15 protein-coding genes are annotated in these 14324 nt (G+C 42.9%); 8 read left to right on the forward strand and 7 right to left on the reverse strand.

Features of this window, described 5'->3' with window-relative positions:
• Nucleotides 1–89: 89 nt before the first annotated feature.
• The 5 genes from rarD (FQV37_RS05615) to FQV37_RS05635 all read left to right on the forward strand — a co-directional run bounded on the left by rarD (FQV37_RS05615) (nt 90) and on the right by FQV37_RS05635 (nt 4980).
• Entirely contained in the window at nt 90–1160 is a 1071-nt protein-coding gene (rarD, locus tag FQV37_RS05615) for an EamA family transporter RarD (RefSeq protein WP_160021616.1), read from the forward strand.
• A gap of 240 nt (nt 1161–1400) precedes the next feature.
• Nucleotides 1401–2471 carry an EamA family transporter RarD gene (gene rarD / locus FQV37_RS05620; protein WP_160021617.1) on the forward strand — a complete coding sequence of 357 codons (1071 nt, stop codon included), beginning with the start codon at nt 1401–1403 and terminating at the stop codon, nt 2469–2471.
• Between the two features lie 194 nt (nt 2472–2665).
• Nucleotides 2666–3334, forward strand: a complete 669-nt coding sequence (locus tag FQV37_RS05625; protein ID WP_102094352.1) for a glutathione S-transferase — start codon at nt 2666–2668, stop codon at nt 3332–3334.
• A gap of 94 nt (nt 3335–3428) precedes the next feature.
• Nucleotides 3429–3740, forward strand: a complete 312-nt coding sequence (locus FQV37_RS05630; protein WP_102094353.1) for a hypothetical protein — start codon at nt 3429–3431, stop codon at nt 3738–3740.
• Between the two features lie 103 nt (nt 3741–3843).
• Nucleotides 3844–4980: a ribonuclease Z gene (locus FQV37_RS05635; protein WP_160021618.1), complete on the forward strand. Its 1137-nt coding sequence runs from the start codon at nt 3844–3846 to the stop codon at nt 4978–4980.
• A gap of 40 nt (nt 4981–5020) precedes the next feature.
• Here the strand turns inward: FQV37_RS05635 and FQV37_RS05640 are convergent, their stop codons facing one another.
• Nucleotides 5021–5992 carry an ATP-binding protein gene (locus tag FQV37_RS05640; protein WP_420876983.1) on the reverse strand — a complete coding sequence of 324 codons (972 nt, stop codon included), beginning with the start codon at nt 5990–5992 and terminating at the stop codon, nt 5021–5023.
• Between the two features lie 192 nt (nt 5993–6184).
• On the opposite strand from FQV37_RS05640, the gene FQV37_RS05645 reads away from it, so the two are divergent.
• From FQV37_RS05645 to FQV37_RS05655, 3 genes are all read left to right on the forward strand, one after another.
• Nucleotides 6185–7225 (forward strand): serine/threonine protein kinase, encoded by a 1041-nt coding sequence (locus FQV37_RS05645; RefSeq protein WP_160021619.1) that lies wholly within the window; start codon nt 6185–6187, stop codon nt 7223–7225.
• Nucleotides 7226–7392: 167 nt separating this feature from the next.
• Nucleotides 7393–7953 carry a DJ-1/PfpI family protein gene (locus tag FQV37_RS05650; RefSeq protein WP_277342684.1) on the forward strand — a complete coding sequence of 187 codons (561 nt, stop codon included), beginning with the start codon at nt 7393–7395 and terminating at the stop codon, nt 7951–7953.
• A 55-nt stretch (nt 7954–8008) separates the two neighbouring features.
• Entirely contained in the window at nt 8009–8407 is a 399-nt protein-coding gene (locus FQV37_RS05655; RefSeq protein WP_102091996.1) for a ribbon-helix-helix domain-containing protein, read from the forward strand.
• A gap of 753 nt (nt 8408–9160) precedes the next feature.
• Here FQV37_RS05655 and FQV37_RS05660 read toward each other — a convergent pair.
• From FQV37_RS05660 to FQV37_RS05685, 6 genes are all read right to left on the reverse strand, one after another.
• Nucleotides 9161–10324 carry a tyrosine-type recombinase/integrase gene (locus FQV37_RS05660; RefSeq protein WP_240990958.1) on the reverse strand — a complete coding sequence of 388 codons (1164 nt, stop codon included), beginning with the start codon at nt 10322–10324 and terminating at the stop codon, nt 9161–9163.
• A 207-nt stretch (nt 10325–10531) separates the two neighbouring features.
• The gene (locus FQV37_RS05665; RefSeq protein WP_160021620.1) at nt 10532–10798 is read right to left on the reverse strand and encodes a hypothetical protein; all 267 of its coding nucleotides are present in this window, start codon (nt 10796–10798) and stop codon (nt 10532–10534) included.
• Between the two features lie 2 nt (nt 10799–10800).
• Complete coding sequence (locus tag FQV37_RS05670; protein ID WP_160021621.1) at nt 10801–10998, reverse strand: TraR/DksA C4-type zinc finger protein; 198 nt, start codon at nt 10996–10998, stop codon at nt 10801–10803.
• Entirely contained in the window at nt 10999–11241 is a 243-nt protein-coding gene (locus FQV37_RS05675; protein ID WP_160021622.1) for a hypothetical protein, read from the reverse strand.
• Nucleotides 11238–11549, reverse strand: coding sequence for a hypothetical protein (locus tag FQV37_RS05680; RefSeq protein WP_160021623.1), 312 nt, complete (start codon nt 11547–11549; stop codon nt 11238–11240). The genes FQV37_RS05675 and FQV37_RS05680 overlap by 4 nt, the downstream gene beginning before the upstream one ends.
• 14 nt (nt 11550–11563) lie before the next feature.
• A complete protein-coding gene (locus tag FQV37_RS05685; RefSeq protein ID WP_160021624.1) occupies nt 11564–14311 on the reverse strand; it encodes a toprim domain-containing protein in 2748 nt (915 codons plus the stop codon).
• Nucleotides 14312–14324: the final 13 nt, after the last annotated feature.

Here is a 14324-nt window from a genome sequence, read left to right on the forward strand (position 1 = left end):
AGCCTCTGACGTTATCGTCGGAGGCTTTGTTTTTTAACTCTCATTTTTTCAATACTGTAAATAAGGTTCTATTTTTTAAGGCTGTTGTTATGCTTACGACCAATCAAACTTTTCAGGGAACGGTTGCTTCAGTATCATCGAGCTTTTTATTCTCGATGATGTTTTTGTTTGGACTGTTTATGCTGCCCTTAACAGGGACGCAGGTAGCATCATGGCGTGTGCTCATGATGTTGCTCAGTTTGGTTATATTGGTCAGTTTGACTAAGCAGTGGCAACGTGTTTTTGATTATATAAAGACGCTAAAGACACTAAAAGAATGGCTGATATTTATACTGCCTGCGCCAATCCTAGGTGGACAGATTTGGTTATTCATGTGGGCACCAGTCAATGGGTTTGGTCTCGATGTCACGTTGGGCTATTTTTTATTGCCGCTAGTGATGATTGTGCTTGGTCGATTCTTTTACCATGAGTATATGAGCATCTTGCAGTGGGCTGCCGCGATATTTGCAGCGCTCGGCATCGGCTACGATATTATTCAGTATGGCTCAGTCTCTTGGGTGACACTGTTTGTATGCTTGGGTTATCCGCCATATTATCTGCTACGGCGCACCCTTTCTGTACCGCCTATTACGGGCTTATTGTTTGATTTGACGCTATTGACACCAGTCGTGCTCATCGTGCTATATATGACGGGTGGTTTTGATGTTGCGGCGCAAGATGTGAAGTTCTGGTATCTATTGCCGCTGCTTGGTGCTTTTAGTGCGCTTGCGATGTCGCTGACGATGATTGCCAGTAGCAAGTTGCCAGTATCACTGTTTGGGGCATTAAGTTATATCGAGCCGATGCTGTTATTTGTGTTGTCTATTACTATTCTGAGTCAAAGCCTTGAAGAAGGTGGTTCGCTCTTTATGTATGGCATGATTACGCTTGCGCTACTGGTCATGATGGCCGATAGTGTAAAAGGCTACCTTGTTCGTCAGCGTAATGATCGCTTGCATGGCTATAGAGAGCTTCAGATTGGCGGCTTTCCACCGCGTCGTCATTTTATCAATCAGCGTATCGATGGCGTGCTAAAAGCCCATCGTTTTCGCAAGATTCGTCGTTACCAAAAGAAGATGGATAAGATACAACAAAAAATTGAACAACTTGATGCAAAATAAGTATTTACCTGCATTAAATTTACTCAATTCAGAAGTTTAGACACTAGATGAACAGTGGCATTGCTTATTCATTCTGACTTTGACATAATGCCGACCATGATGTAAGCCTAATACATCAAAAGCGTTCAACTTAGATTGCGCGACGACCTTATATGCAAAAGCCTCAGACGTTCTCGTCTGAGGCTTTTGTTTTTTTTAAAAATTGCCATGGATGTGCCCCAATCTTTAAAGGCTGTTGTGATGCTGACTACTAACCAAACTTCGCAGGGTACAATCACCGCTGTCGCTGCAAATTTTTTATACTCATTGCTGTTCTTATTTGGTCTACTGCTGCAACCATTATCAGGTACGCAAGTCGCTTCGTGGCGCGTGCTGACAATGTTTTTTAGTCTCGTGCTGCTGGTCAGCGGACTAAAGCAATGGCAGCACATTTTTGATTATTTAAAAACACTAAAGAACGCAAAAGAGTGGTTTTTATTTATATTACCTACACCGATTTTGGGCGCGCAAATCTGGATATTTATGTGGGCGCCAGTTAATGGTTTGGGACTTGAGGTAACGTTGGGTTACTTCCTATATCCGATGATTATGATCGTTGTCGGCAGGTTCTTTTATAACGAAGACATGAGCTTACTTCAGTGGGCTGCTATCGTATGTGCAGGTCTCGGTATCGCTTACGATATTTTTGAGTATGGGGCTATTTCTTGGGCGACTTTGTTTGTTTGCTTGGGTTATCCTCCTTACTATCTACTACGTCGCAAACTTGCAGTACCGCCTATTACTGGTCTGATTTCAGACCTTGTATTATTGTTACCAGTGGTATTGGTCGCGCTGTATATGAATGGTGGTTTTGAAGTAGCAATCACCAACCACAAGCTTTGGTATCTGTTGCCGTTATTAGGCATTATCAGTACCGCTGCAATGTCACTGACGATGGTAGCGAGTCAGAAGCTGCCTGTCTCACTATTTGGCACTCTGTGCTACCTTGAGCCAATATTCTTGTTTATCTTCTCAATCGCAATTTTAGATCGCAGCCTACATGATGGTGGCTCCATGCTGATGTACAGCATGATTTTCATCGCATTGCTGATTATGATTGCTGATAGCGCATTAGGTTATATGGCGCGTAAACGTGAAGACCGTTTACATGGCTACAATGAGCCACAAGTAGGCAGTTTTCCACCACGTCGTCGTCTGAAAAATCGCCGTATCAAAGGCGTGCTAATCGCGCATCGATTTCGTCAGATCAAAAAATATCAGCAAAAGATAGATAAAATGACGCGCAAGATTGAAGCATTACATTTAGATTGATGTCAAAGAGTACACCGTCTTAGACAGTATCGATACGGTAGGCATTGTTTTCCATCATGTCTGCCAACTCATAGTATTAAAGAAGTAGAAATTACGCTATTATCGAGAGCAGTAGGGCCGCGATTGAGTGAACATATGGCGCTATATCTGAGATATTATGGCTGATTTACTACAATATATAACTAGGACGGTTTATGTTACATCTTCATCATTTAGCAAACTCGCGCTCGTTTCGTATTATCTGGCTGTTGGAAGAGCTCGGCGTTGATTATAAACTGACTTGCTATGAGCGCAATAAGGCATACCGTGCCCCTGATAGCTTAAAGCAAGTGCATCCGATTGGTAATGCACCGATACTAGAAGCAGACGATCGTGTGCTGATTGAGTCAGGGTTTATCATTGAGTATTTGATTAAGCACTATGATAAAGAAAAGCAGTTCAAACCTGACGATAATAACGAAGCAGCGTGGGAAGCCTACACGTTTTGGCTACACTTTGCAGAGGCTTCATTGATGCCACTGTTGGTCATGCGTTTGGTATTCACCAAAGTAGTGTCTCAATCGCCGATGCTAATCAAACCTATCAGCAAAAAAATCCAAGGTCAGATTGAAAAGAACATGATCAGTAGCGGTTTGGAGAAGATGTTAGATATGATGGAGCGTCATCTACATGAAAATCACTGGTTTGCAGGTAGTGAATTTAGCGCCGCTGATATTCAAATGCATCTTGCAGTCTTGGGTGCCAATGCTGGTGCAGGTTTAGATCAGAGTAAATATACTAATCTCTTGAATTGGCTCAAACGCTGCGAAGAACGAGATGCCTTTAAGCGAGCAGAAAAAAAGGGCGGCCGTCTGAATTTTTAGAGGATACTGGTATAATCCTCTCTCAACGCTTAAGTAGCCATATAGACCAAAGGCTTTGTTTATGAATAAACAAAGCCTTTTTTAGGATAATACTATGACAGATCTAAATACCTCGAATAAAGGTAATCTAAAGCAAGATAGCCTAAATAAAGATGACAATCAGTCAGCAACTCAAACATCACTTAATAAGCAAGATACCAGTATGCAAGAAAATAATAGACAACAGATTAATAGCCAGCAAGTCTCTATCAAATCGTGGTCACAGAAAATTCTAGTGGTAATTCTATGTGCAGCGAGCTTTTATGGTGGCTGGAAATCTTACGAATCGAATATGGTAAACGATTGCACCGCCAATGGTGGACAAATGGTTGAAGGTCAAAAAACCATGATATGCCAACTGTCGTAGCTAGGACATATTCTCCGTTTATCTCATTTCTGTTATCGTTTTAGAATGAAGAGACGTTCTCGTAAGTCTGAGCCAGTATTCCTGATAAATAAAAGGCATCACTATGCTAAAGCTAACCTTTTTGGGCACCTCTGCAGGTGTACCGACCAAACAGCGTAATGTGACCGCATTAGCAATAGAGTGTTTGAATCCGCATACCTCTGGCGTACAGCAAGGAAGTCGTCAACAGAATAATCAGAGTAAGAAATCGCGTCCATGGGTGCTGATTGATTGCGGTGAAGGCACGCAGCAGCAGTTGCTACATACCAAGCTCTCCTTACATCAATTGGCTGCTATCTGTATCACTCATGTTCATGGTGACCATTGCTATGGTCTACCAGGGCTGCTAGCTAGTGCTGCCATGTCAGGACGTCGTGAATCATTGACTTTGATTGCACCAAAAGCAATTGCTACTTTGCTTGAAGCTATTACCGCCACTACAGAGCTGTATCTACCTTTTGCTTTCGATTTTATAGCGATTGAAGAGGTGTTAGCTGAGCAAGATGATACGAACAAGGTCAGTATTAGCTTAAGTGACCAACATCAGCTTGATATTGATATCACGCCGCTATCACATCGAGTTGCTTCTCATGCCTTTGGTATTACTCAGACTATTAGCCGCCGCATCCTTAATACAGATAAGCTTGTGGCAGATGGTATTCCAGCAAGTGCACTATGGGGCAAGTTACAGCAAGGCGAAGATGTCACGACTGAGGGTAATAGACAATTGCGCTCAGTAGATTATGTTGACAATGAGATACAGCGGACGCGAGTGGTGGTGGCAGGAGACAATGATGCGCCAAATTTGTTAAGCAAAGCCGTTATCAATGCGGATTTATTGGTGCATGAAGCTACTTATACGCACGAGGTGCTCAATAAGATTCAAGCTAAAAATCCAGACTATGATCCGATGCATAGTAGCGCCCAATTGCTCGGCGAATTTGCCCAAGGGGCTAGACTCAAAAATATAATTTTGACCCACTTTAGCGCTCGCTATCAGGGTTTTGATAACCCTAATAGCAAGACACCAAACATGGCACATATTCGTTTAGATGCTGAGAGCGTCTACAAAGGCAATCTCTGGTTGGCCGCAGATTTCGACCAATATATGGTCGATGGTGCAGTTGAGTTGGCAAGCGATCAAGAGGGCAGTCAAGAAGAGATGCGCGTGCAGTATATAGGCTCTGCACGCAGTGATTAGAGATCGTTAAGCTTAGATATGATTTAGCGTTAAATATGACCTAGCGCTTACTGTCTTCGATAGCCAATTGTGTTTCACCACTCCAAAAGCGGCTGAACTGGTAAGCAACTCGTCCTGAGCGACCACCACGTTCAGAGGCCCAACGTAGCGCATCTTTTCTGATCTTATCAGGCATAGACTGACTTGCTAAAATGTCCTTAGCATCATTATCCATATCAGCTAAGATTTTCTGCTGCTCTAAACTCAGATAATGCTGAACGATTTGCAGATAAGTCTGCTGATCCATAGGATGGAAGGTGAGGGACAAACCGAATCGATCTGATAATGACACGGTTTCATCAATGGCCTCATAGGGGTTGACTTCATCCGTCTGCCCATTATAAATATCGACATTGTCTTTCATCATCTGCGGTAGCAAGCGACGGCGATTGCTGGTGGCGTAGACCAGTAGTTTGTCTTGCTCAGAGTCTAGCGAGCCATCGAGCACGCTCTTTAGCGCACGATAGCTTTCGTCTTGACCATTAAAAGCGAGATCATCACAGTATACGATATAGCGGCAATGACAATCTGCTGGTAGGGCATTAATAGCAGCACGAATCTTGTCCAATACTTGCAGATCATCGCGGGCAACCTCGATAATACGCAAGCCTTCACTATGATGGGCTTGTAGCAAAGCGCGAATCAATGATGATTTACCGGCACCACGTGTGCCTGACATCAATACATGGTTGGCAGGGTAACCTTTAATAAACTGGCGGGTGTTTTGTACTAACTTCGACTTTTGCGTATCGATACCATGCAAGTCATCTAAGCTCAAAAACAGGTTGACCGACAAAGGCTGCAGGTGACCAGTGCGTCCACCAACCCAGCGATAAGCAAGCTGGCTCGGGTCGATTTCAATAGTTGGTGTGACTCGCTCTTGTAAGTACTGACTGAGTAAGTCTAACAACGGTGCGGGTAGGGCATAAGTAGGTTGATCAGATGGCATGGTCGGGATAGTTGGTTGTGACATAGTGGCTCTAGCAATTAAGGTTGTCTTTAATACCATACCCAAAAATACAATTAACGCTGCTGAAATTTCAGTGCCTACAATCTTAGTACCTAGTAATCGTAGTACTTGTAATCATTATTCGCGCTATTATTATCTTTGGAAATGATACGAATGGGAAGGCAATAATCTCACTATATTATGAGAAACAATACCATGGAAAATAGTGCCAGTAATCCGCCTATTACGCAAGCCTTGCAAGCGCAGGCGATGCAGCTATTGCCTATTATTAACCAAGAACTGGACGCACAAGATTTTAGTGAGATAGTGCATCAACGTATTGCTCAGCAAAGCACAGAACAAACGCAAGGTCAGCATGCGCAAGTTGTTAAAACGCAACATATCGACAAGACTTACTTCCAAGGACTAACACGTGCCCAGCATCCACAATTTGGTAGCGTGATGATTAAATGGCAGTTGAGTGATGGCGCTTATACTATTGCTGCCGATTTAACTCATGAAGCGGATATTTTAGCTGCTGTAAATGCTTCATCGAAAATCAAAGATAATGCTATCGTACCTCCGCTATTGGCTCATCATTGCGTGAACGTTCAAATACTAGAGCAGTTGCAGCAACTAGTTATAGTAGTCATGCCTTATTACCCTAATGGTAGCTTGGCGAGTCAGCTGACCGCTTCAAAACATCTGTCATTGATAGCGTCACAAAAGCATCATTTCATCACTCAGGCTGCATACTTGATAGCTAATTTGCATCAGGCTGGTTGGCTACATAATGATATTAAACCTAGTAATATTTTGATTAAAGGTTCTGATGATGAGTGGCCTGTAGATACCATGAGTAATAGTCTGACCCCTAGATTATTACTTACTGATTTTGCTTTGTCACAACGTATGACGGTGGCTAATAGCCAACCAAATCCTGCTGGCACACCAGCGTATCTCGCACCTGAGCGTTGGCAAAGACAGAGTGCCACTGTACAAAGTGATATCTACGCGTTTGGTGTAATGATGGTTGAGATACTAACAGGGAAACGCCCGTTTCAGGTAAATGCCGACAGCCATGATAAATCAAAAGCGTGGGCGATTCAGCATTGCCAACAACCCATTCCAATGTTGTCAGCAGAATATAGTCACTATCAATGTATTGTCGACAAAGCATTGGCGAAGCGGGTAGAGAGACGATATCAGGAAATAGATAAGGCATTGATAGATTTGAAGTTATTAGAAAATAGCTGAATTTATTATTTTATTTTAAAAAGTGATTGTTTGTAGTATTCACATGTTACCTAGTCGTTGTTTTTTATGTTTGAATGGATATTCAGGCTCATTTTACGCAAAGTCGCTATAAACTAATTTGGGTTCCCGTATTTCATTACAATGTTTTATTACAATACAGTGAGAATATCATGGCTAAAGTACTTATCATTACCGGTGATTTTGTTGAAGACTATGAAAACATGGTTCCGTTCCAAGCGCTTCTAGCGATGGGGCATGAGGTTGATGCTATATGCCCAGATAAGGTTGCAGGTGATAGCATTGCTACCTCAATACACGACTTTGAAGGTGATCAAACTTATACCGAAAAACGCGGTCATAATTTTGTCCTTAATGCGTCTTTTGCTGATATCAATGTAGAAGATTACGATGCTTTGTATTTGCCAGGTGGACGTGCGCCAGAATACTTGCGCTTGAATGCTAAGGTCATTGCAATGATTCAGCATTTCGCAAATACTGATAAACCGATTGCCTCAGTTTGCCATGGGCCACAAATGCTGACGGCTGCTGGCGTATTGAAGGGTAAAAAAGTATCTGCTTATCCTGCGTGTCAGCCAGAAATAGAAATGGCTGACGCTGAGTATGTCAAGTTACCTATGGATGGCGCTATTACAGATGGCCAACTGGTAACGGCTCCTGCATGGCCTGCCCACCCAGCTATGCTGAAGCAGTTTGTTGCCTTGCTATAAGCATTAATTCGGGTCTGTTGAATGTTCAATAGACCCCAGTATCGAGAGAGGATATATGTGCCAACTTTTTATTAGTGCTGATGACAGCTTGTGGAGCTCTAAAACCAAATCACTTCGAATTCAGGGCGTTGTCACCTCAATTCGTTTAGAAGTGTTTTTTTGGGATATATTAGAAGAGTTGTCATTTCGTGATCAAATGACGGTTAATCAACTGATCACTAAGCTATACCTTGAATCTCTCGATGCTGATCATGATATTGGCAATTTCACCTCTTTTTTAAGAGTTTGTTGTTCTCGTTATTTATCCTTAATAGCAGATGGCGATCTTTCTCGCGAAACAAGATTGCCTTTAGAAAAAGTCGATGCGAAAAATATCATTCAACGTGAAGCTCTTCGTAAAAATCAACGTAGTGCCTTATTCAATGATAGTGAGGAAAACCTTTCTATTAATTAGTTCTGTCTATGGTAGGTGCATGAAAGCATTGATTCAGAGGGTAGAGTGTCGCTATTAGCGTATGGATGAAGTGTTAAAGGACTTATAAAGGGTAGAAAAGTAGATTAATACTTTTAATAAGATGTTTTATAGTTCTAATACCAAATTTCAGACACAAAAAAACCTGCTAAAAGCAGGTTTTGATATTTGGTCTAAGATGTACTATCCGAAAATGGTGGGGCTGGAGAGACTCGAAACCTCTATGATTATTAATTTTAAGGTTTTGGGGTTTCTAAGTACATGATATTGTTAGAATGTATTGTCGAATTAAGCAGGTAAGGCTATCCCATAGTAATCCCACGTAAGATATAAGCAGATCGTGAGCGTGTCCAGTGCACCGTCTTATTTTGATGTTTTTAAATTTTTGGGGGTAGTGTGCAAACTAGGTAATATAGGTAATCATATTGATTTTATTAGGTTTTTTATGTAATTTAGAGGTAATTATTAAGTAATCCAATACACAGCTAAAAGGTATTAATCAAGAAACTATAAAATGTATATAAATCATATACTTATACTATAGATGTAATAATAATTACTTTTAATTACTATATTAAGGTATTTATAAATAATAATAATATCAAATACTTATAGCTGATTTATTAAACTATTACTATGATTACCTTATATTGCTACCCCTGTGGTATTTTATTACTTGAACCTATAAATGAGGTATAAAAAAAGCCCTATATTTAGGGCTTTTTGCTGATTGCATTATTGGCTGTTGTCTAGTGCATTGGCTAAGTTGCGGATGATATGGCGCGTGTCACTGGGAATGAACTTTGCATAGTGTTTGTGGATCATGTCTGTATTTACGTGTCCCAGTTGATTGGCTAGCCATTCGGCGCTGATAATGCCTGTCGATAGTACTTGGCTTGCATAAGTATGACGACCATTGTTTAAAGCGCGATAGGGTATGTCGCATTTATCAAGATGGCGTTTCCAACGTTTTTCAAGCTGTGGGTATGTGTAATGGCTACCGGTGCGCGGGTTGTACCAAAGCCACGTAAGATGCTGCTCTTCATAGGTGTGATTATCTCGCTCAAGTACTTTGACTGCTTGAGGGGTTTGATCAGTTAGCGATTGGCGTTGATTGACCAAGGCATTCGCTACGATTGGTAGTAGTTCGATTTGCCGTTTGCGTCGCCGGTTTTTAGTCGCCTTATGAATGCCTTTCACAAAGCCACGTCTGATATATGCTGTTGCCTGATCAAAATCAATATCTTCTACGGCCAGTGGCATCAGCTCATGACTGGATAGACCTGACCATAACATGACCGTCCATAAGTTCCGAAAGGTCGTGTCCGTTTCGGTATTGATGATTAATGCGATTTCTTCACGAGAGAATGGCTCGATGTCTTTGGGATCTTTTGCGTTAAGCTTAATGTACTGGCTTGGATCGTTAGGGTTCTTTTGATGACGTGCCCAATAACTCCATATTGATCGCCATAAACCTAGTATATCGACAATCGTTTTCGGTGATAGATTGACTCTAAGCACTTTATATACCCAATATTCGACATCTTCAGCACTGATTTTGCTTATTTGCTTCTTTTCCCAATATGGCGTGATGTGGTTGGCCACTTTGCTGGTGTAGGTCGTCCAAGTCGTTGGGGAGACTGTACTTTGCTCGGCATTCTCCCAAACTGGGATATAATAGCCAAAATATGATGCTTGTCGCTTTGGTGATGATGGGAATACGGCATCACGGTTGAATATGCCCATTTGTATCTGTTGCTCAACCATATCCGCTATTTTTTGGGCGTTAGCCTTGTTTGCTACGGTTGGTGGTGTGTTTAGTAAGGTTTCGCTGTCTTTTTCACCGTTTATATACCAAATAATGCGAATACTGGTTTTGAGTGGTTCAATACTGGCCACTTTGAATGCTCCTATGACGTCAAATGAATGTAAATATCTCTTAAAAGACTGATATAACTAGCTTTTACACGGATTTGACGCTATAATAAAGGTCTGGTTTGGTAACTATTGAGCCACTTAAAAGTTCTTGGTTTGGGGCTTTGGCTCAAATAATTTGAAGAAGCAGCCCTCACAATTGTGAGGGCTGTTTTTTTGTCCATGGTATAGTCATTTGATAAACCTATCATCAATGATGATTGAGAACGGGTTGTCTAGATCCAGTTTCATTGTTTTTGCCTTTTTATGTGCCAATCTGGTCAGTTCGTCTATATCGTATGGCTTGTTGTTATGTAAGATAACGCTACCTTCTGGCATTTTATTTACTGGGGATTTTCTACCCATGCGATCACGGTTTAGATGCTCATTGACCATACCTTCATCAGTTGCTATGCAAACGCTGTCACGACAACGATATAAACTTAGTGGTAATGGCATGACTACCTCCGTCCCTCTATATTGTTTTGACAATCGATACAGCGGGTGACACCGCCTAAGCGCTGCCGGCGCTCAGGAATATCTTCGCCACAATCGATACACTCTGCCAGTGATGGCTGATCAAAACGTGCAGCCTTGGCTAAGTTACGTTCTAACTCTTCTTGCGCTTGGTCGTTGGCGCGGTCAATAATGTCGCTCATTTAGTTTATTCCTATTTTGATTTCAGTGAGTGATTCAAACTTACGTTCTTGGTAGACTTCGACCTTGCAGCGCATTTCAATCTTGCCTTTGTTGATGCTGTAATGCTTGCCTTGATAGAGGTCTCGCTGTTTGTGCGTTGGGTGCATCGAGCAGTCAATCATCTGACCGCTCAACGTGTCGAAGGTCAGCCAATGTAAAGGGCTTTCACGGTTGTAAGGGAATAGGGCGCGGACTAGGTTCATGACTTAACCCTCATAATTTTTGCAGACTCACTCAATATTCTTTTAACTTCCACTTTCGCGAGGTTAGCGATCGCTTCAAGTTGTTCCATCTCGCCATCGCTAGGCTTACAGTCGCTTTTGAACATTTGCAGCGTTTTATCAGCACTTTTTTGCAAAGTTTTATCGAGAGCGTCTTGATTCACCAAGTCGTTAATCGTAGTCGTCATTATCATCATTCGAAACGTTTCCATTACTTTGCTAGACTCTTGAGCCTGTCTTTGTCTTTCAGCATGTTGTGCGGCGTGTTTCATTAGGTTTTGAATGTTCATTAGTTGATTTCCTTTTAAGTGAGACTTAGGTTTTTAGGCATTTCAAACACCCAGCAACGAATGCTACGGCCTGTGATTTGAGACGCTACGGTCTTGTTTGCTGCCACAAACTTGAACTGTCTAGACTGGCGTAGCGCGTGGTGCATGTCGGATTGTGGCGGTAGGTCATAGCGGTACTCATTCGCAAGCTGATAGATCTCTGGCATACTGATCGCCAATAGTTCTGGGTTTTTACTGTGGTTGATATGCAAGCGGCGAATATGATGACCAGCACCTTCGATTGCGTTGGGCGCTGCATTCAATCGTTCGAGTACATCAAAGAATTGGATATTGAGCGGATGCTCGGTATCAAGCGTCTGATCGCGTTCGGTTGCCATATTGAATACTTCCTGCTTTACCGCACCGTCCAAGCGTTGCAAGTCTGGCAATACCAGTTTCATCGCATCAAACATGGCGAGTATCTGCGCGTGGCAATGAGCAACACGGAAAGCTTTGACACCGCTGTCTTTTAACCAATTCTCATGCGCTATTTTGGTATCAAAAAATACCTGCAGTATCTTGTCTTCCATCTTGAGAATATCGACTAAAAAATGACTGACATCTTCGGTCTGTAAAGCCTCGATGCGTCTGGCTGCTGCTTCAGAATCTCGGGTCTGGTTGTCCAATGCAAAGAATAGGTGGCAGATACGGCTTAGTACTGCTTTGGACGCCACCACGGGCAAATTCTGACTGATGACGATAGTGCCGCGAAACGGTGGCTCATAGACTTCGTTGCCGGCTGATTTGACGCCGCGTGTACCAATCGTGCCACCGTCATATAGGTTTTTTAGTTCGTCCCAATTGAACTGACTGTTGCGACCAGTGCCGGCACCGTCACGGTCAGACTCAATAAAGACACTAGGCATATTTGAGGTTTGTGATAATGAGCGCAGACGACCGGCTTTGGTAGTTTTGTTGGGATCGATACCCTCGTAGCCGTCACGACCTATCAAACGCCAAAAAAAGCTAAGTAGGGTTGATTTACCAGTACCAGGCTCACCAACGATTTCTAGAAAAGGAAAGGACTTTTGACGATCGCGTACTTGCTGGGCAAACAAGCTGCCCATGAAGCCGACCAGACTAATGACGCCTTGCACACCCCAGCCAGATATGATGTCCGCTAACCAGTTAGCTGGATCTTTGGGGCGGTCACCGATTCTGATATTTGGACTGGCAGCGAGTGTCTTTAGGCTTTTATTATTTGGCAGGTCAAAATAATCATCAGCATTGAGCGGGTAGCTCTGACCATGACGGATGGCTACATCGTTAAAAATGTAAGTCTGATGGTCTTTGCTATAACCAATAAAATCGATGGTCTCTACTGTCTTGATGCCATTAATCATGCGTCCTAGCATGACATCTAGCTGCTTTGAATTGCCTTGATAAATGACGCCTGGCGCGACTGATAATAGGCGCTTTTTGAATTCACCCGCTGCAGAGAGTTGGCTACCGGTAAAAGTGTTCTTGGTGTCGCCTTGTGGTGTGCGAATACGAAAAAAATACCACGACTCATCGGTGACAAGGTTTTGCTGATAGTAGAGCGCTTGCGGTTGACAGTTCATGATCTGAGTGACGGTCATGCAAGACTGCATTAGGTCGTCATGCCATAGCTGTACGGCCTCTTTTAATTCTTCTTCAGTATTGAATAGATCCTCTGTCGGTTCGCTGTCCGCGTCCATTTGCTTGGCTTTATCAAAGCTCTCGCTGTCTACTTTTACCCAGTAGGTGCAACTGTTGAAAAACATATAAAAGCTAGTGGTACCATATTGGTTGTACGTCAGTAGCGCCTTGTCTTTTGCTGTCTCAGCAATAAGCAGCTCACCATAAAAGCGGTAGCGTTCAAGGTCTGACTTAGTGAGTTTGCCCGCTTTGTGTAGGTCGTTCCAGTCATCACCGTTAGCGTATTCGCTCGACTGAGCGGCGGTAGCGTCCCAACCGTTTTGACGTGCAGTGGCCACCAGCTTATCAGTGGCTTTGCGTCCGGCATTATCAGGATCTAATGCGATTACTAGCTTGGGTAGAGGCTTGCCAAGCTCAATCATTCGCGCTTTGATCTGCGCTAATGTATGCGCTGGGAAGTTACCAGCGGTGATATTGCTGATAGCATGTAGACCGTTCTCAGTCAGTGCCATGGCGTCAAAGATACCTTCGACTATCCATAGCTCTTTCACATATGACCAGATGCCATGCTGTAGGTGCAGCTTTGGCGGTAACCAAGCATGACCTTTAAATTTAAAGCCTGTTTGCACGCGTGCTTTTTTTATATTTGCGGCGGGTTCTATCAGCCGTTCCCAATACCCTAGAGTTTGCCCTTCGCTGGTGATGTTGAAACGGACACTAGGACAAGTAAAATCAGAATAGAAGTCTTTGAATACTTCTTGGGTATAGCTGCCTTGCCATTTGACAATATCAAAGCCACGTCCCGACTGAAGATAAGCGTCAGCCGTGGCATTTGGGTTGCTGGGTGTTGGTGGGTTTTTCTTCGTCCAATTGGCGAATATGTCTGGGTAAATATCGCGAGTAGATGCTTGGTAATTGCATTTATTAGCGCGGCCACACTGGATCGTCCACGGCGCATCTGCACCGGTGAATAACTCTTTTTTATTACATGATGGGCAGCGGCCATAACGCAAAAACTGACGGTCGCTGGAGAATTTGAGACCATAATCTTGTACGAGGCGAGTGATTAGCTCGCTACGGGTATCATCTTGCATGGGTTGCATAATATTGCTCGTC

The organism is Psychrobacter nivimaris (genome assembly GCF_009812035.1).
GTDB classification, from domain to species: domain Bacteria; phylum Pseudomonadota; class Gammaproteobacteria; order Pseudomonadales; family Moraxellaceae; genus Psychrobacter; species Psychrobacter nivimaris.